This is a genomic window from Flavobacterium notoginsengisoli (assembly GCF_042686225.1).
GTDB classification, from domain to species: Bacteria; Bacteroidota; Bacteroidia; order Flavobacteriales; family Flavobacteriaceae; genus Flavobacterium; species Flavobacterium notoginsengisoli.
The window spans coordinates 1009995-1026035 of record NZ_JBHUOT010000001.1 but is presented as its reverse complement, the minus strand read 5'-3'; the positions used below and the strand labels follow the sequence as shown (position 1 = coordinate 1026035).

The 16041-nt window shown below is 33.0% G+C and carries 17 protein-coding genes; 10 read left to right on the top strand and 7 right to left on the bottom strand.

Annotated elements, in window-relative coordinates; all coding sequences use genetic code 11:
- The 5 genes from priA to nadC all read right to left on the bottom strand — a co-directional run bounded on the left by priA (position 1) and on the right by nadC (position 5535).
- Positions 1 to 2451 carry a replication restart helicase PriA gene (gene priA / locus ACFS3A_RS04335; protein WP_379824121.1) on the bottom strand — a complete coding sequence of 817 codons (2451 nt, stop codon included), beginning with the start codon at positions 2449 to 2451 and terminating at the stop codon, positions 1 to 3.
- Positions 2452 to 2474: 23 nt separating this feature from the next.
- Positions 2475 to 3221: a subclass B1 metallo-beta-lactamase gene (gene bla-B1-FLAV / locus ACFS3A_RS04330; RefSeq protein WP_379824120.1), complete on the bottom strand. Its 747-nt coding sequence runs from the start codon at positions 3219 to 3221 to the stop codon at positions 2475 to 2477.
- A gap of 13 nt (positions 3222 to 3234) precedes the next feature.
- The gene (locus ACFS3A_RS04325) at positions 3235 to 3663 is read right to left on the bottom strand and encodes a DUF2147 domain-containing protein (RefSeq protein WP_379824119.1); all 429 of its coding nucleotides are present in this window, start codon (positions 3661 to 3663) and stop codon (positions 3235 to 3237) included.
- Complete coding sequence (locus tag ACFS3A_RS04320; protein WP_379824118.1) at positions 3660 to 4586, bottom strand: YihY/virulence factor BrkB family protein; 927 nt, start codon at positions 4584 to 4586, stop codon at positions 3660 to 3662. The genes ACFS3A_RS04325 and ACFS3A_RS04320 overlap by 4 nt, the downstream gene beginning before the upstream one ends.
- Positions 4587 to 4677: 91 nt before the next feature.
- A complete protein-coding gene (gene nadC, locus ACFS3A_RS04315; RefSeq protein WP_379824116.1) occupies positions 4678 to 5535 on the bottom strand; it encodes a carboxylating nicotinate-nucleotide diphosphorylase in 858 nt (285 codons plus the stop codon).
- 204 nt (positions 5536 to 5739) lie between these two features.
- Between nadC and ACFS3A_RS04310 the strand changes: the two genes are divergently transcribed.
- The 7 genes from ACFS3A_RS04310 to rlmH all read left to right on the top strand — a co-directional run bounded on the left by ACFS3A_RS04310 (position 5740) and on the right by rlmH (position 11503).
- Entirely contained in the window at positions 5740 to 6840 is a 1101-nt protein-coding gene (locus ACFS3A_RS04310; RefSeq protein ID WP_379824115.1) for a DNA alkylation repair protein, read from the top strand.
- Between the two features lie 267 nt (positions 6841 to 7107).
- Positions 7108 to 7989 carry a pirin family protein gene (locus ACFS3A_RS04305; RefSeq protein ID WP_379824113.1) on the top strand — a complete coding sequence of 294 codons (882 nt, stop codon included), beginning with the start codon at positions 7108 to 7110 and terminating at the stop codon, positions 7987 to 7989.
- A 3-nt stretch (positions 7990 to 7992) separates the two neighbouring features.
- A complete protein-coding gene (locus ACFS3A_RS04300; protein WP_109192842.1) occupies positions 7993 to 8388 on the top strand; it encodes an OsmC family protein in 396 nt (131 codons plus the stop codon).
- Positions 8389 to 8393: 5 nt separating this feature from the next.
- The gene (locus ACFS3A_RS04295; RefSeq protein ID WP_281632155.1) at positions 8394 to 8678 is read left to right on the top strand and encodes a GNAT family N-acetyltransferase; all 285 of its coding nucleotides are present in this window, start codon (positions 8394 to 8396) and stop codon (positions 8676 to 8678) included.
- A 236-nt stretch (positions 8679 to 8914) separates the two neighbouring features.
- A complete protein-coding gene (locus ACFS3A_RS04290) occupies positions 8915 to 10330 on the top strand; it encodes an adenosine deaminase (RefSeq protein ID WP_379824111.1) in 1416 nt (471 codons plus the stop codon).
- 163 nt (positions 10331 to 10493) lie between these two features.
- Positions 10494 to 10796 (top strand): antibiotic biosynthesis monooxygenase family protein, encoded by a 303-nt coding sequence (locus ACFS3A_RS04285; protein ID WP_379824109.1) that lies wholly within the window; start codon positions 10494 to 10496, stop codon positions 10794 to 10796.
- 233 nt (positions 10797 to 11029) lie between these two features.
- Complete coding sequence (gene rlmH, locus ACFS3A_RS04280; RefSeq protein WP_179003332.1) at positions 11030 to 11503, top strand: 23S rRNA (pseudouridine(1915)-N(3))-methyltransferase RlmH; 474 nt, start codon at positions 11030 to 11032, stop codon at positions 11501 to 11503.
- A 64-nt stretch (positions 11504 to 11567) separates the two neighbouring features.
- On the opposite strand, the gene ACFS3A_RS04275 is transcribed toward rlmH, so the two are convergent.
- Both ACFS3A_RS04275 and folP read right to left on the bottom strand, forming a co-directional pair.
- Positions 11568 to 12200 (bottom strand): hypothetical protein, encoded by a 633-nt coding sequence (locus tag ACFS3A_RS04275; RefSeq protein WP_379824107.1) that lies wholly within the window; start codon positions 12198 to 12200, stop codon positions 11568 to 11570.
- Between the two features lie 157 nt (positions 12201 to 12357).
- Positions 12358 to 13182 carry a dihydropteroate synthase gene (folP, locus tag ACFS3A_RS04270; protein WP_379824106.1) on the bottom strand — a complete coding sequence of 275 codons (825 nt, stop codon included), beginning with the start codon at positions 13180 to 13182 and terminating at the stop codon, positions 12358 to 12360.
- Positions 13183 to 13399: 217 nt separating this feature from the next.
- Between folP and ACFS3A_RS04265 the strand changes: the two genes are divergently transcribed.
- From ACFS3A_RS04265 to ACFS3A_RS04255, 3 genes are all read left to right on the top strand, one after another.
- Positions 13400 to 13942, top strand: coding sequence for a DUF1599 domain-containing protein (locus ACFS3A_RS04265; RefSeq protein ID WP_379824105.1), 543 nt, complete (start codon positions 13400 to 13402; stop codon positions 13940 to 13942).
- 83 nt (positions 13943 to 14025) lie between these two features.
- Positions 14026 to 15126 carry a BT_3928 family protein gene (locus ACFS3A_RS04260; RefSeq protein WP_379824104.1) on the top strand — a complete coding sequence of 367 codons (1101 nt, stop codon included), beginning with the start codon at positions 14026 to 14028 and terminating at the stop codon, positions 15124 to 15126.
- Positions 15127 to 15278: 152 nt separating this feature from the next.
- A complete protein-coding gene (locus ACFS3A_RS04255; RefSeq protein ID WP_379824103.1) occupies positions 15279 to 15947 on the top strand; it encodes an alpha/beta hydrolase in 669 nt (222 codons plus the stop codon).
- Positions 15948 to 16041 lie beyond the last annotated feature (94 nt).

The following is a 16041-nucleotide window of genomic DNA, read 5'->3' as shown; positions in this document are numbered from 1 at the left end:
CTAATAAAAATCGACATTCACAACAACTTTTATAGCTCTGTATTGAGCAACAGCTTCAAAACTATTCAGCATTTTCTGAATAGTTTTTTTTGTATTCCCCAAATGCTGATTGTGTGGAATCTTAATTAAGATAGTTCTGATATACTCATTTCGTATTCTGCTTATCGCAGGCTCTTCTGGTCCCAAAACAGGAATTCCTAGATTCTGACTTAAAACCTGATACAGCCACATTGCCCCTTCTTTAAGTTTATCGTAATCACGATGTTTCAAAGTCAGTTTTATAATTCTGAAATAAGGAGGATATTTGTAGATCTGTCGATCGTATAACTGCTCCTTATACATACCTATATAATTATGGTTGGTAACCTGCTGAATGGTATTATGATTTGGATTGTAAGTCTGAATCACAACCTTTCCTTGTTTTTCAGATCTTCCTGCTCTTCCTGCAACCTGCGTCATCATTTGAAAACTGCGCTCAAAAGCTCTGAAATCCGGATGATGAAGCATATTATCGGCATTCATAATTCCAACCAAACTCACATTATCAAAATCCAAACCTTTAGCCAGCATCTGTGTTCCTACCAAAATATCAATCTCTCTGTTTTTAAAGGTATCGATAATTTTCTCAAATCCAAATTTACCACGAGTGGTATCCTGATCCATTCTTCCAATTTTTGCTTTTGGAAAAATGGAAGACAACTCCTGTTCTATTTGTTCTGTTCCAAAACCTTTAGTCGTCAAATCAATACTCGAACAGCTATGACAATGGGTTGGTTTTGCAATCGAATAACCACAATAATGACATCTTAGCTGATTTTTATTCTTGTGATAAGTTAAACTCACATCGCACTGCTGACAATGCGGTACATGTCCGCAAGTCATACATTCTATTACAGGAGAATATCCTCTTCTGTTTTGAAACAAAATTACCTGCTCTCCCAACGATAAAGCCTCAGCAATTTCTTCAGTCAAAACATCACTAAAATGACCAGTCATTCTTTTTCTAAAATACTTATCTTTTAAATCGACTAAAATAATTTCAGGAAGGCGGACATTTTTATAACGTTCTGAAAGGGTAACCAAACCATATTTATCACTCTTTGTATTAAAATAGGTTTCGATACTTGGAGTTGCAGAACCTAATAACACTTTGGCATTATGAAAATTAGCCAAAACTATTGCAGAATCTCTCGCATGATACCTTGGTGCAGGATCGGTCTGTTTAAAGGTCTGTTCGTGTTCTTCATCAATAACCAACAATCCTAAATCATTAAAAGGCAAAAACAAAGCCGACCTTGCTCCTATTACAATCTGAGCCTTTGGGGAATTTTCGAGTGCCTGTTTCCAAACCTCAACTCTTTCGTTATTGCTGTATTTGGAATGAAAAACAGCCACTTTATCTCCAAAATGCAGACGTAATCTCGAAACCAATTGTGTTGTAAGTGCAATTTCCGGAAGCAGATATAAAACCTGTTTTCCTGTTTCTAAATATTCTTCAATTAATTTAATGTAGATTTCTGTTTTTCCACTTGAAGTAACACCATGCAACAGACAAACTTCTTTCTCTGCTAAACTTTCTTTAATTTCCAGAAAAGCTTTTTCTTGCGCCTCACTTAACTGTAGTTCTTTTTCTGATTTTTCTCCATTAAATGAAACACGATCCTGTTGCAAATAATATTCTTCAAAGATTTCCTTTTCTATTAATGCTTTTACAACTGTAGAAGTTGATCCGGAAACTTCAGTCAATTTCTTAACAGTAATAGGTTTCTTTTCTGAAGCACTAAGCTGAAAATAAGCCAAAACAATCTCTCTTTGTTTATTGGCATTTTTTAAAGTTTCAAGTAATTCTGCCAATCCATTATCCGATTCGTATTTAGAATGTAATTTCACATATCGAACCAACTTAGGCTTATAGCTTTCTTTGATTTCTTCTTCCAGAAAAATAATATCCCTCGCTATTAATTTCTGCAGAACCGGAAGTATGTTTTTCTTATTTAAAATAGAAGCAATTTCATGAACTGTAAGCGAACTTTGATGCTGGAGTGCTTCATAAATCAGGAATTCATCATCTGAAAGTTCAGAATCATTTACCAAAACATCTGGTTTATGCGAAACCACTGTTTCACTTTCCAACAATAATCCGCTAGGAAAAGCACCGCGATACACGTCACCAATACCACACATATAATAATTCGCCACCCAAAGCCAGTGTTTTATCTGAGTTTCGGTTGCGATTGGTTTTTCGTCTAAAATCTGATGAATTTCTTTGGCTTCGTATAGTGTTGGCGCATTTTCATGCACCTCTAATACAAGTGCCGTATAAATTTTGCTTTTACCAAAAGGCACTGCCACGCGCATTCCTTTTTTAATAAAATGGAATTCGGCCTCAGAAACACGGTAAGTGAACGTTTTTGCTAAAGAAAGCGGTAAAATAACTTCGATAAAAAACATGTGCTATATATAGGATTGCAAAGTTACTTTTTTCCAGCAGATTTTTTAGCCAGATACTCATTAACCAATTTATCAGTATGATTTAGAGATTCAATATTCCTCCAATCATCATGTCCAGGAATAATAAACTTTGGATTTTTAAATTTGGTTTTTACATTACTAATCGATTTCTTCCATTCTTTTACATTCGCATCACCTAAATAACCTAAATCCTGCGCATCGGCACTTTTTACAAAACAGCCTCCGTAAAGCACTTTTTCTTTATCAAACCAAACCACAATATTGTCTGGCGCATGACCTTTTCCCGCATAATAAACTTCGAACTTATGCTGACCAACGGTAAATATTGTGTCATTCGGAATTACAAATTCTGCTCTGGGTTCTTTTTTCTTTTTAAGAATATCATCCGTCAATTTAATGGAGTAAGTCTTAACTCCTTTTTTTCTGTAAAAGTCAAAACCTCCTGCTCTATCATCATGAGAATGCGTCGCAAAAAGCATAACCACCTGTTTATGATGTTTTACTTTTATAGAATCCAGCAAAGGCTGAAACTGTGTTTTATCCCAAGGAGCATCAAAAAGCACAACGCCTTTATCTGTTACCAGATATAAGGCATTGGCGGAAATCTTGTTTCCTTTATAATCATTAAAGGTTCTATAAACATAAAAGTCACCCGTAAGATGACTTATTTGTAAAGGCGAATTCTTAGATTGTCCAAAGCTATTTGAAACGATTGCTAAGAATAAAATTATCGAAGCTAATTTTCGCATTTAGATTTTATAATTAATTTTTTACTCGTGTCCAATATTGTGTTCTTCCCATCAAAGAAATTCCCACATAACCGCGAAGTTTCAATTTATCCGCAGATTCCAACGAAATATAACACTTGTATTTTTTACCGCTTGTTGGATCTAAAATTGTTCCTCCGTTATATTCCGAACCATCTTTTTTAAGACCATTAATAATAACCATTCCTAAAATCGGTTTATTCTTTTCAGCACCATCACATTTTACACAAACATCTTTTTTATGATTCTCACGAAGTATATCTACAATCTTTCCATATATTTTTCCTGATTTTTCGTAAATCTCTACTACCGATTTTGCTTCGCCTGTTTCGTCGTCAATGGTTTTCCATTTTCCAATTACACTTTGGCTTTGCATGGTCAGGGCAAAGAAGAACACTCCGATAGTTAGCGCTAATTTTTTCATATTTTTTGTTTTTTTTGTTTTAATTTTCTGATAGAAGCGTTCAATTCGAACCCTAAAAGCAGAATCATACAGTTTATCCAAATGTAAAACATTAGAATTAATAATGTCCCAATTGAACCATAAAGTTCGTTATATTTTGAGAATTTTATAACCCAAATCCCAAAAAAGAATGAAGATATAACAATTAAGACGGTTGTAAAAACAGAACCAATGCTAATAAAAGGTACTTTATTGTACTGTTTTGTACCATAACGTAATAATATTGAAGATGTTATCAAAATCATTAAAATAACGAATAAATACCTTCCTAAAATAATCAGCGGAATACGATCGCTCAACACATCCTGAATGATTGTTTTTTGAATAAAAACCTCAAAAACAACTATCGTTGCCACAGTAACAAAGAGTATAACGGTCATAACAAGTGAAATAGCCAAAGCGACCAAATATTGCCTGAAAAAACCTCGTTTATCAAAAACGTGTTTAGAAGATTCGAAACCGCTTAAAATTCCGTTAATACCATTTGCCATCAAAAAAATAGAAAGCAAAAATCCCGAGGACAATAAGCCCGAATGACTATTATTCAGGATATCGCTGATAATTTTACTAATAGCGTCATAAGTATTTGGCGGAACACTTTGCTGGACAAATTGCAGAAAATCTTCCTGAAAATTATCAATCGGAATAAATGGGATTAAGTTCAGAATAAATAGCGCAAAAGGAAATAAAGCCATAAAAAAGCTAAAAGAAACCGCACTGGCATGATAAGAAAATGCACCTTCAAGAATACCTAAAGTGTACATTTCAAGCAAATCATACAGCGAAAAACCTTCTAACCAAGGAAGCTTTATTCTTTTTAAAAGTCGGGCCAAATTGCGTATAATAGGCAGTTTCTCAATCCGAGCTTCTATCTCTTGCGACATATCTTATGATTTTAGATTTTTGAGTTTAGATTTTAGATTACCAAAAACTAACTCATAACTCATAACTTATAACTCAAAACTCAAAACTTCCCTAAAAAGCTTTCAAACTCAAATCCATGTTGTAAACAGAATGTGTTAAAGCTCCGGATGAAATATAATTTACACCGCACAAAGCATATTCTCTAACTGTTTTTTCACTTATATTTCCTGAAGATTCTGTCTGACATTTGGATCCAATCAGTTTTACGGCTTCTTTGGTATCTTCGTAATTAAAGTTATCAATCAAAATTCTATGAACTCCGTCACTCAGTAAAATCTCTCTAATTTCGTCTAAATTACGAGCTTCTACAATAATCTTTAAATCAAGATTGTTGGCTTTCAAATATTCTTTTGTTTTAGAAATAGCACGCGTGATTCCGCCTGCAAAATCAATATGATTATCTTTAAGCATTATCATATCGTACAAAGCGTAACGATGATTCTCTCCACCTCCTATTTTAACAGCCCATTTTTCTGCGGCTCTAAAATTTGGTGTTGTTTTGCGCGTATCTAATATTTTAGCATTTGTGCCTTCTAAAAGCTGCATCAAATGATTCGTTTTTGTAGCAATTGCCGACATACGCTGCATAGTATTTAAAACCACTCTCTCTGATTTCAGAATAGATTGTGAGCTTCCGGAAACTTCAAAAACAACTTCACCATATTCTACATGCGTTCCATCTTCAATATATGTTTTTACTTTTAGTTTTGGATCTACGTATTCAAATATCATTTTAGCAAGTTCAACACCGGCAATAATTCCCTGATCTTTTACTAATAATTTTGCCTGACCATGAGCCGTATCAGGAATGCAGGCCAGAGAACTGTAATCTCCTGTACCAACATCTTCTCTAATCGCATTGCTTATCAAAAGCTGTAATTCTGATTGAAACTGAACTTTACTTATCATTTCCTTATTTTTAATAATACGCTAAATTAGAACTTATTTTATGGAATTAAAAGTTTACTTTTTGCGAAAAATTACTTAAAACATTAAATATCTCTTTTTTAACCCTTAAGATAGTATGAAAAATAAAGTTACAATTCTTAACAAAACTTAACCCCTTAATAAGCGATCAATTAAATATCTTTGAGGTTTATTCAAACAAAAATCATGGGATTAATTAAAGATATTTACTCGGTTTCTTTTTACGAAAATTTTAGCAAAGCTGTCGCTGAAGTCCATCCAACATTCGAAAAACAAAAATTTATTGAAGCTATTTTTGATGGAAATTTTACCCAAAAAGAATGGAAAGAAAGAATGAAACATACTACTGTTGTTTTTCATCAGTTTATGCCTCAAAATTTTCCTGAAGCTGTTGCTTTAATTGACAAAATCATAGAAAACTTAAGAAAAAATAATTTTGCCGACAGTAATCTGGCCTTCATTTTCTTTGCCGATTATATTGAAATTTACGGTTTAGAAGATTTTGAAACTTCCAAAAAAGCCTTTGTTTCTGTAACACAATTTATCAGTTGTGAATTTGCCGTTCGCCCTTTCATCTTAAAATACAAAGAACAAATGATTGACGAAATGATCAAATGGTCATTACACAAAAATCATCACGTGCGTCGTCTAGCAAGTGAAGGTTCACGCCCAAGATTACCCTGGGCAATGGCGATTCCTTTTTTGAAGAAAGATCCCTCTTATATTTTGCCGATTTTAGAGAATTTAAAAAACGATTCTTCCGAATATGTCCGAAGAAGTGTAGCCAATAATTTAAATGATATTGCCAAAGATAATCCGCAGATTGTATTGGAAACTGCTTCTAAATGGAAAGGTCACAGCAAAGAAACTGACGGAATCATCAAACACGGATGCCGAACTTTATTAAAACAAGGACATCCCGAAATTCTCAGTCATTATGGTTTAGAAAGCAGTAATATTGAACTTTCGTCTTTCGAAATTAAAACACCGACGGTAAAAATTGGCGATTATCTTCAGTTTCAATTTCATTTAAACAATAAAAACGAAGAACCAAAAACGGTTCGTTTAGAATATGCTATTCACTATAAAAAAGCAAAAGGACATTTGGCTAAAAAAGTCTTTAAAATCAGTGAAAAGATTTACCATCCGAATCAATTAACTAAGATTGAAAGAAACCAGTCTTTTAAATTGATTACAACGAGAGTTTTTTATACCGGAGTGCATCATTTATCGATTATTATTAATGGTACTGAGAGTGAAGTTTTGGAATTTGAGTTGATTGATTAAACAAAAAGAATTCTCTCTTTTCTGTCATTCGGAACGAGGAATCACACTAGAAACTACACAAAGTAAAGCGCCAATCTTTGTCGAATCCCGAGTGTGATTCCTCGTTCCTCTGAATGACAAACTGAAATGCATAGAAATAAAGCGTTTGAATTATTCTACATTTTCCCTACTTTTATAGATAATACAAAAAACAAGCTTTCTTAATCTAAATTAAGTTACAGATTTCTATCACAACTGTAATTTTGTTTTCAAATAAAATAATACCACATGTCAAATATCAGTTTAATTATCGAAGAACGTGCCGCCAATATTGGCAACTTTATGGTAGGTCGTTTATTGCCTTTCCGTGAAAAAAGAGCTGTCGGACCATTTGTATTTATCGATCATATGGGACCTGCACATTTAAGTGATCATGAAAATATGGATGTTCCGCCACATCCGCATATTGGACTTTCAACGCTTACATTTTTGTTTGAAGGAAGCATTATGCACCGCGACAGTTTAGGAACAGAATTAGAAATAAAACCAGGCGCCGTAAACTGGATGACTGCCGGAAAAGGAATCGTACATTCTGAAAGAACTCCCGAATATTTAAGACATTCAGACAAAATGCTTCACGGATTACAGATCTGGGTGGCACTTCCAAAAGAATTAGAGCAAATGGAGCCTAATTTTACACATGTTGAAGCAGATGATATTCCGGCTTGGGAAGAAGATGGCGTTTCGTACAAATTAATTGCCGGTGAAGCTTTTGGTGAAAAATCTCCGGTTCCTGTTTATAGTCCGTTGTATTTTATTGAGATTAAAAGCAAAGAAGCTAAAAAAATCAATATTGGAAACCATTTATTTGGTGAGAGCGGTTTGTATATTTTAGAAGGAAGTATTAAAAATGGAGAACATACATACGATCCAAGACAAATTTTAATTACAACTGAAGCTTCTCTTTGTGAATTTGAAATTTCTGAAAACTCTACTGTTTATATTTTTGGTGGACAGCCGTTTCCTGAAGAACATTTCATCTTTTGGAACTTTGTTTCATCAGACAAAAACCTCATCGAAAAAGCAAAAAAAGACTGGACAGAACAAACTTTCCCAAAAGTTCCCGGAGAAACAGAATTTGTGCCATTACCTGAACCAAGAATCAAATAATTTATGGATACAATCTCAGCAAAAATAGATACACGTTTGTATCGAACAGAAATAAAATCAGCTAGTGATAATGTTTTAATTTCTGATGAACCTCAGGAATTAGGCGGAAAAAATTTAGGATTAAATCCAACAGAACTTCTGGCCGCTTCATTAGCTTCCTGTACGGTAATTACTTTGCGAATGTATATCAATCGTAAACAATGGGACGTTTCTGAAATCAACGCCAAAATTGATTTTGAAAGAGATTCTGAAAGAGGTGTTTCGGTATTTACACGAAAAATCGAAGTAATTGGAGAAATTAATGACGAACAAAGACAAAGATTAGAAACGATTGCAAACAGCTGTCCAATCCATAAAACATTGACACATTCAATCGAAATCAAAACCACACTAATATAATTATCATGGAAATTCAACAAATAAACGATATAAGAAAAGGCTATTTTGAAGCCATTGAAGACGGAAAAGAAGCAGGAAAAATGACCTATACTTGGGCAGGGGATTCCAAATTTATAATTGACCACACAGAAGTAAGCCCAGATTTTAACGGAAAAGGTGTCGGCAAAAAATTGGTTATGGCAGCTGTAGAATATGCCAGAAACAATAACCTTAAAATTATTCCGCTTTGTCCTTTTGCAAAAAGCGTTTTTGATAAAGTTGAGGAAATTCGTGATGTGCTTTTTTCTTAAAGGTGCTGAGATACTAAGATGCTAAGGTTCTAAGATTTTTTAACCGCAAAACACGCTAAGAATTACGCAAAGTTCGCAAAGTTTTTTAGACATAGCTTTGCGAACTTTTGCGCTTCTATTAAGCCTCGCATGGAATAAAACCTTAGCGAACTTTGCGGTAAAAAAACGCCCCAACAAATTCGGTTTTCAAATTTTCGCAGAAAGTCGTATATTTGCGCGTAATTTAATCTTAGAGTATGACAAGAATAATTACAATTTTCTGCATTTTTATAGCACAAATCGGCTTTTCTCAAACTGCTGAGAGTTATTTAGAAAAAATCAGAAATAATGAAGCGCTCTTAACCGCTTTCTTCCAACAAATGCCTAAAGGAGGCGATTTACATCACCATTTTTCAGGATCCGTTTATGCAGAACCTCTTTTGGAAAGAGCCATTGCAGAAGACTTTTATTTGAATTTAGAAACTATGGCAGTTTCTAAAACCAAGCCTGAGAATGGAAACTGGGAAAACTTTTCATCACTTACCAAAAAAGGAAAATTAGATTCTTACGAACAACAGATAATGCAAACCTGGTCGGTTAAAGACTATAATGGTTCTGTCCCTTCTGACGATCAGTTTTTTGATTCTTTTATGAAATTTGAACCTACAATCAAAGGTCATTTTGCAGAAGGAATGCTTGAATTAAAAAAACGAGCCATTGCTGAAAACGTTACTTATATCGAAACACAATTATCTACAATTCCGTGTGATATGAATGTTTCAGATTTAACTGATTTCAATACAAAACTTCGAGAGGCTTCTATTCAAAAAGATGAAAAAGCGGTTCTGAAACTTTTGGATGAATTGTATAAATCACTTCAGAAAAAAGAGGCTAAAAAATACGCTGAAGATTTCAATACTAATTTCATCGCAAAACTTCACAAAGATTTAAAAATAGATGATGAAAAATTCACGATGCGTTATCAAAACTTCGTATTGCGTTTTATGGAACCGGTAGATTTATTCAAAAATCTGGTGATTGCTTTTATTTCGTCAAGCGAAAGCAAACTAACAGCTGGCGTAAATATCGTTTCTCCGGAACACGGGCAGACTTCTATGAAAGATTACTGGCTTCATATGGTCATGTTTAAATACTGTCATTCTAAATTTCCTGACGTAAAATACACACTTCACGCAGGCGAGTTGACTTTAGGTTTGGTTCAGCCGGAAGAATTAACCTGGCATATTAACGATGCCATTTATATAGCAGGCGCAAATAGAATTGGTCACGGAGTTGACATTGCTTACGAAGCTAATTCGTACGATTTATTGAAATACATGTCTCAAAAAAACATTCCGATTGAGATCAATTTAGTGAGCAACGAGTTCATTTTAAAAGTAAAAGAAAACAGACATCCGTTTACACTTTACAAAGAATTCAATGTGCCAATTGTAATCAGTACAGACGACGCAGGAATTTTAAGGAGTAACATGACGGAGCAATATGTTTTACTGGCTAAAAGATATCCTGATGTGAATTACGAAACAATTAAAAAATTTGTTTACAACAGTATTAATTATAGTTTCATTCAGGACGCATCGGTTAAAAAACAATTAATTAAAGATTTAGACAACCGTTTTAAATCTTTTGAAGCGAAGTTTTCTAAAAACTAATCTGTGCGAGATTGCACGCAGATTTTAAACAGATTTAAGCAGATTAGCGCAGATTCTTTTGTTCAAAATATTATAAAAATAAAATCTGCTGAATCTGCTAAATCTGCGAGAATATAATTTTCTCCCGCAGATTTAGCTGATCAAGCAGATAAAATAATTTACTATGATTTTAGAAAGTGCATTTCTATATGTAAAACCAGAATTAGCCAATCAATTTGAAGCTGATTTTGCAAAAGCAAGTCAATACATTTCATCAATAGATGGTTATTTAGGGCATCGTTTGGAAAAGTGTCTTGAAGTCGAAAACAAATATCTTTTGCTGGTGGACTGGAATACACTTGAAGACCACACAGTAGGTTTTAGAACCTCTGAAGTGTATTTAGAATGGAAAAAGATTCTACACCATTATTACGAACCATTTCCAATTGTAGAACATTTCGAAACCGTTTTTGAGAATAAAAAATAATAGCTATGCTTTGTGCTAAAAAAATTAAACACATAGAAACATAGATTTTAAAGTAAATTAGGAATATAAGAATTTAGAAAAAATCTAGATTTTAACACATAGATTACAATTGAAGCTATGTGCATTGATGCAAGTGAAACGCCTTTTACAGACAAAGAGAAACTATGTCTCTATGTGTTTAAATTAAATTCGTGCCAATTCGTGCAATTCGTGGCAAAAAAGAAAACAAAACAATGAATATTAAACTTATCGCCATAGGCAAAACAGATAATAAATCGCTTCAGACTTTGATCGACGATTATACCAAACGTTTGTCCTTTTATGTCAAATTTGATCTGGAGATTATTCCCGACATCAAAAACGTAAAAAACTTATCTGAAAGCCAGCAAAAAGAAAAAGAAGGCGAATTGATTTTATCGAAACTTTCCCCAACCGACCAATTAATTTTATTGGATGAAAACGGAAAAACATTCTCAAGCGTTGGTTTCTCTGAAGAATTGCAAAAGAAAATGAATTCAGGCGTTAAAACTTTGGTTTATGTAATTGGCGGGCCTTACGGATTTTCTGAAACCGTTTATAAAAAAGCACAGGGAAAAGTCTCGCTATCGTTAATGACGTTTTCACATCAAATGGTTCGTTTGTTTTTTATAGAACAATTGTACCGTGGATTTACGATTTTGCGAAATGAGCCTTATCATCATCAGTAGATTTTTTTAAGGGATAAAGGCCGAGAGAAACAAAGGTTCAAAGTTTTTTCTAAAGCTTCAAGTTTTAAAAAATGTACTCTACTGGAAGTTTGTCGAGATTGTAAGTCACTTCTTTTTGCAGTAGAATTTTATATTGGAGATATTCTTCGTAACTCATATTTTTATCAAACAGAAAGACTAAATCTGGAACTTTTTCAAATTTTATACTGTAAAATTGCTTTAATATTTCTGCTATTTTTATTTCTTGATTTCCCACAAAAACCTGTTGTTTTCCTTTTTTAAAGTAAACTATAAAACTTCCTTTAGCAGGTTTTTCCATTTTATAGAACACTTTCGTGAAAGGCAGAAAAGCTAAATTCTTTCCAATAGAATCTGCATAAGAATAATAGTTCTCAGATTCTTCATTCTGATGCATCTTTTCAGTTCGCTTTTTATCCTGCATTTTCATTACTTGCGGAATTACCAACTTTAAAGGAAGACGTTTGTCTACATTCAAAATCCAGTTGGTTGAAATGATCGCGCTTTTTCGGTTTAAATCGGCAATTGTATCTTTTCCTTCTGTTTTAAAAAAGATATAAATGGGCGAATGATCTTGTACGTCTTTTACAATTGTAACGTTTGATTTTGGCAACAATACATCTTCTTTTTTTCCGCAGGAGAAAAGAAGAAAAGCGATAACTAAAGTGAAGTATTTCATCATATTTATTTTTTACCCAAAGAATTAACACAACGTTTGTCATTCCGAGGAACGAGGAATCACACTCGAAACTCGACAAAGATTGGCGACATTCTGTGAGGAAACACTAGTATGATTCCTCGTTCCTCGGAATGACAAAACGATTGCTTAAATATTATTATAAACTCATTTTATTAAACAAAGTAACACATTCTACCGCCTCTTTCACATCATGAACTCTCAAAATTTTTGCGCCTTTAGTCAAAGCAATCGTATTCAGAAAAGTGGTTCCGTTTAAAGCTTCTTGCGGTGTAATATCAAGTGTCTTATAAATCATCGATTTTCTTGAAATACCAACTAAAACAGGCAATTCCAATAAAGTAAAAAGTTCCATTTGTTTCATCACTTCATAGTTTTGATCAGTAGTTTTGGCAAAACCGAAACCAGGATCCAAAATCAAATCGTTGATTCCTAAAGCTCTTGCTTGTTGCACTTTTTCAGAAAAATAAAAAAGCATTTCTTTTACAATATCCTCATATTGCGTCAAACTCTGCATCGTCTGCGGATTACCTCGCATGTGCATCATAATGTATGGAACGTTGTATTTGGCAATTACTTCAAACATTTTATCGTCCAATTCGCCGGCTGCAATATCATTTATGATTGCTGCACCGCTTTCTATACTCGCTTTGGCAACTTCAGCTCTAAAAGTATCAATGGATAATAATGCTTCTGGAAAATGCTTTAAAATCAATTCTATTGAGGGAACAATTCGGTCGATTTCTTCTTGTTCTGAAACAAATTCGGCACTTGGTTTACTGGAATAAGCACCAATATCGATAAATGTAGCTCCTTCAGAAAGCATTTTATCAACTTGTGAAATAATTTCGTCTTCGTTTTTATATTTTCCTCCGTCAAAGAAAGAATTTGGCGTTACATTCAAGATTCCCATCACTTTTGGAATCGTTAAATCTATAAGTTTGCCTTTGCAGTTAATAAACATTTGGTTTCAAGTTTTATTTGTTTAAAGTTCCAAGTTCATGCAGATTACGCAAGTTTGGGAACTTGAAACCTGAAACCTGAAACATTTTTTCAGTTTCAAGTTCGCAGCGTTAACAATTTGTTTAGAAAAAACTTGAAACAAAGAAAACCTGAAACTTGAAACTCTTAAAAAATTATCCTTATTTTTGAAGAAATTTTAGCAAATATACAGCATATAAATGAAGAATACTTCCGAAGAGTTTGATAATGTTATCGCGGTTTGCCGTACGTTGTTTATCAATAAAATGACAGATTATGGCAGTGCGTGGAGAATTTTAAGATTACCATCGCTTACTGATCAGATTTTTATAAAAGCACAAAGAATTAGAAGTTTACAGGAAAACGAAGTCCGTAAAGTGGATGAAGACGAAAAAGGAGAATTTATCGGAATCATCAATTATTCTATAATGGCTTTGATTCAGTTAGAATTAGGCGTTGTAGATCAGCCGGATCTTGATGTTGAAAAAGCAACTGAATTATATGATGCTAAAGTAAAACTGACCAAAGATTTAATGGAAGCTAAAAATCATGATTACGGAGAAGCCTGGCGTGATATGCGTGTGAGTTCTTTAACCGATTTGATTTTGCAGAAATTACTTCGCGTAAAACAAATTGAAGATAATAAAGGAAAAACAATAGTATCTGAAGGAATAGATGCAAATTATCAGGATATGATTAATTATTCGGTTTTTGCTTTAATCTTAGATCCAATAAACAAATAAAATCCAATATTTCAAATTCCAAAATCCAAGTAAGATTGGAATTTGGGATTTTTTTATTGAATTTTTAAATTTAAATATTAGCCATGAAAAACATCATTACCCAATTCTCCCGATTATTTGTCGGTGTCCTATTTATCATTTCCGGATTAATAAAACTAAATGATCCTGTCGGATTCTCTTATAAACTGGCAGAATATTTTAGCGAGCCGGTTTTCAACATGCCTTTTTTAGAGCCATTGGCTTTAGGGCTGGCAATCTTTCTGGTAATTTTAGAAGTAGTTTTAGGTGTAATGCTTTTGGTAGGTTACAAGTCAAAACTAACGATCTGGGCATTATTGCTTTTAATTGTTTTCTTTACGTTCCTTACCTTCTACTCTGCTTATTTTGATGTGGTAAAAGACTGTGGTTGTTTTGGCGATGCTTTACACTTAACACCTTGGCAGTCGTTTACAAAAGACGTTGTTTTACTATTCTTTATTTTGATTTTATTCATCAATAAAAAATTAGTAAAACCATTGTTTTCAAAATTAGTTACCAATATAATTACTTTAATTTCCATTATTTTATGTGTATTTATGGCAGTTTGGGTTTTAAATCATAATCCGATAAAAGATTTCCGTCCGTATAAAGTGGGTACCAACATCGAGAAAGGAATGGAAATTCCGGAAGGTGCACCAAAATCAGTTGTAGAAATGATTTTCATCTACAAAGTAAACGGTGTTGAAAAGGAATTTACGGAGAAAGATTTAATGAATATCCCGGAAGGTGCAACATTCGTTGACAGAAAAGACAAAATAATTTCTGAAGGTTACATTCCGCCAATTCATGATTTCACCATGACTAAAGATGATTCCGATTACAAAGAAGAGTTGTTAAAAGAGCCAAAACTATTAATTTTTGTTACTTACGATTTGAATCTATCCAATCCCGAAGGAATGAAAAAATTAGCAAAAGTAAGTGCTGATGCAAAAGCTAAAGGATATAAAGTGATTGGAATGACTGCTTCCGGAGCAGATGAAATAGCAAAAGCTAAAAAACAATATAACCTGGATACTGAATTCTATTTCTGCGACGGAACAGCTTTAAAAACCGTTGAAAGAGCGAATCCAAGTATTGTGATTGTACAAAACGGAACTATTGTTCAAAAAGTACATTACAACGATGTTGATGATTTGAAATTATAAAGTTTTAAACCTAAAATTAACAACGCCAATTTTTCTATTAATTTAGTTGAATTGGCGTTTTATTTTGACTTAAACTTAAGTAAGAAAAATAGTAAATCATATATTTTGTTATCTATATTTGTTTCAACCATTAAAAAAAAGCAAACTAATTCATGAAACAAATCTCAAAATCATTCCTGACCTTTTTACTAACTACTTTCTTAATTCAAACAAGTTTTAGTCAATCCGAAACATCAAAAAAAGACCAACGTTATATCTTTTTCCTTCACAATAAGTTTATAGAAGAAAATCCTTTAGACGTTGCACATCCAGAATATGGAAAAGCTGAATACAATGAAATTTTAGCTTCTTTACGAAAAGACGGTTTTATTGTCTACAGCGAAATCAGAAAGAAAAACACGAATGCATACGATTATGCTGAAAAGATAACGAAACAAATCAAAAAACTTGTAAAACAAGGAATTGCTCCAAATAAAATTACCGTAATTGGAACTTCTAAAGGTGGTTATATAGCACAATATGTTTCAACTTTTGTAGCCAATCCAGACATGAATTTTGTTTTTATTGGATGTTTCAGAGATGTCGACATAAAAGAAATTCCGGATATTAATTTCTGTGGTAATATTTTAACGATTTACGAAAAATCAGATATTTATGGTGTTTCAGCAATCAAACGCAAAGAAACTTCAAAACTTAAAGTCAATCATTTTAAGGAAATTGAATTGAATACCAATTTAAAACATGGTTTTTTATACAAAGCTTTAGACGAATGGATTGTTCCGAGTAAAAAATGGGCAAATGGAAACTATGAACTGAAATAAAATTTCAAAAAAATAAAATAATTAAGTCTTCAAATGATTCCATTTATTTGAAGACTTTTTTATTGAAATCTGACGTTTTTTTGCTCTCAAAATT

What these genes read in the sequence shown, in the direction of transcription:
- ACFS3A_RS04305 (WP_379824113.1), top strand. Translation starts at nt 7,108, where the DNA reads ATGTCAAATATCAGTTTAATTATCGAAGAACGTGCCGCCAATATTGGC.
- ACFS3A_RS04290 (WP_379824111.1), top strand. Translation starts at nt 8,915, where the DNA reads ATGACAAGAATAATTACAATTTTCTGCATTTTTATAGCACAAATCGGC.
- ACFS3A_RS04275 (WP_379824107.1), bottom strand. Translation starts at nt 12,200, where the DNA reads ATGAAATACTTCACTTTAGTTATCGCTTTTCTTCTTTTCTCCTGCGGA.
- ACFS3A_RS04255 (WP_379824103.1), top strand. Translation starts at nt 15,279, where the DNA reads ATGAAACAAATCTCAAAATCATTCCTGACCTTTTTACTAACTACTTTC.
- ACFS3A_RS04295 (WP_281632155.1), top strand. Translation starts at nt 8,394, where the DNA reads ATGGAAATTCAACAAATAAACGATATAAGAAAAGGCTATTTTGAAGCC.
- ACFS3A_RS04300 (WP_109192842.1), top strand. Translation starts at nt 7,993, where the DNA reads ATGGATACAATCTCAGCAAAAATAGATACACGTTTGTATCGAACAGAA.
- rlmH (WP_179003332.1), top strand. Translation starts at nt 11,030, where the DNA reads ATGAATATTAAACTTATCGCCATAGGCAAAACAGATAATAAATCGCTT.
- ACFS3A_RS04260 (WP_379824104.1), top strand. Translation starts at nt 14,026, where the DNA reads ATGAAAAACATCATTACCCAATTCTCCCGATTATTTGTCGGTGTCCTA.
- ACFS3A_RS04265 (WP_379824105.1), top strand. Translation starts at nt 13,400, where the DNA reads ATGAAGAATACTTCCGAAGAGTTTGATAATGTTATCGCGGTTTGCCGT.
- ACFS3A_RS04320 (WP_379824118.1), bottom strand. Translation starts at nt 4,586, where the DNA reads ATGTCGCAAGAGATAGAAGCTCGGATTGAGAAACTGCCTATTATACGC.
- bla-B1-FLAV (WP_379824120.1), bottom strand. Translation starts at nt 3,221, where the DNA reads ATGCGAAAATTAGCTTCGATAATTTTATTCTTAGCAATCGTTTCAAAT.
- priA (WP_379824121.1), bottom strand. Translation starts at nt 2,451, where the DNA reads ATGTTTTTTATCGAAGTTATTTTACCGCTTTCTTTAGCAAAAACGTTC.
- folP (WP_379824106.1), bottom strand. Translation starts at nt 13,182, where the DNA reads ATGTTTATTAACTGCAAAGGCAAACTTATAGATTTAACGATTCCAAAA.
- ACFS3A_RS04325 (WP_379824119.1), bottom strand. Translation starts at nt 3,663, where the DNA reads ATGAAAAAATTAGCGCTAACTATCGGAGTGTTCTTCTTTGCCCTGACC.
- nadC (WP_379824116.1), bottom strand. Translation starts at nt 5,535, where the DNA reads ATGATAAGTAAAGTTCAGTTTCAATCAGAATTACAGCTTTTGATAAGC.
- ACFS3A_RS04285 (WP_379824109.1), top strand. Translation starts at nt 10,494, where the DNA reads ATGATTTTAGAAAGTGCATTTCTATATGTAAAACCAGAATTAGCCAAT.
- ACFS3A_RS04310 (WP_379824115.1), top strand. Translation starts at nt 5,740, where the DNA reads ATGGGATTAATTAAAGATATTTACTCGGTTTCTTTTTACGAAAATTTT.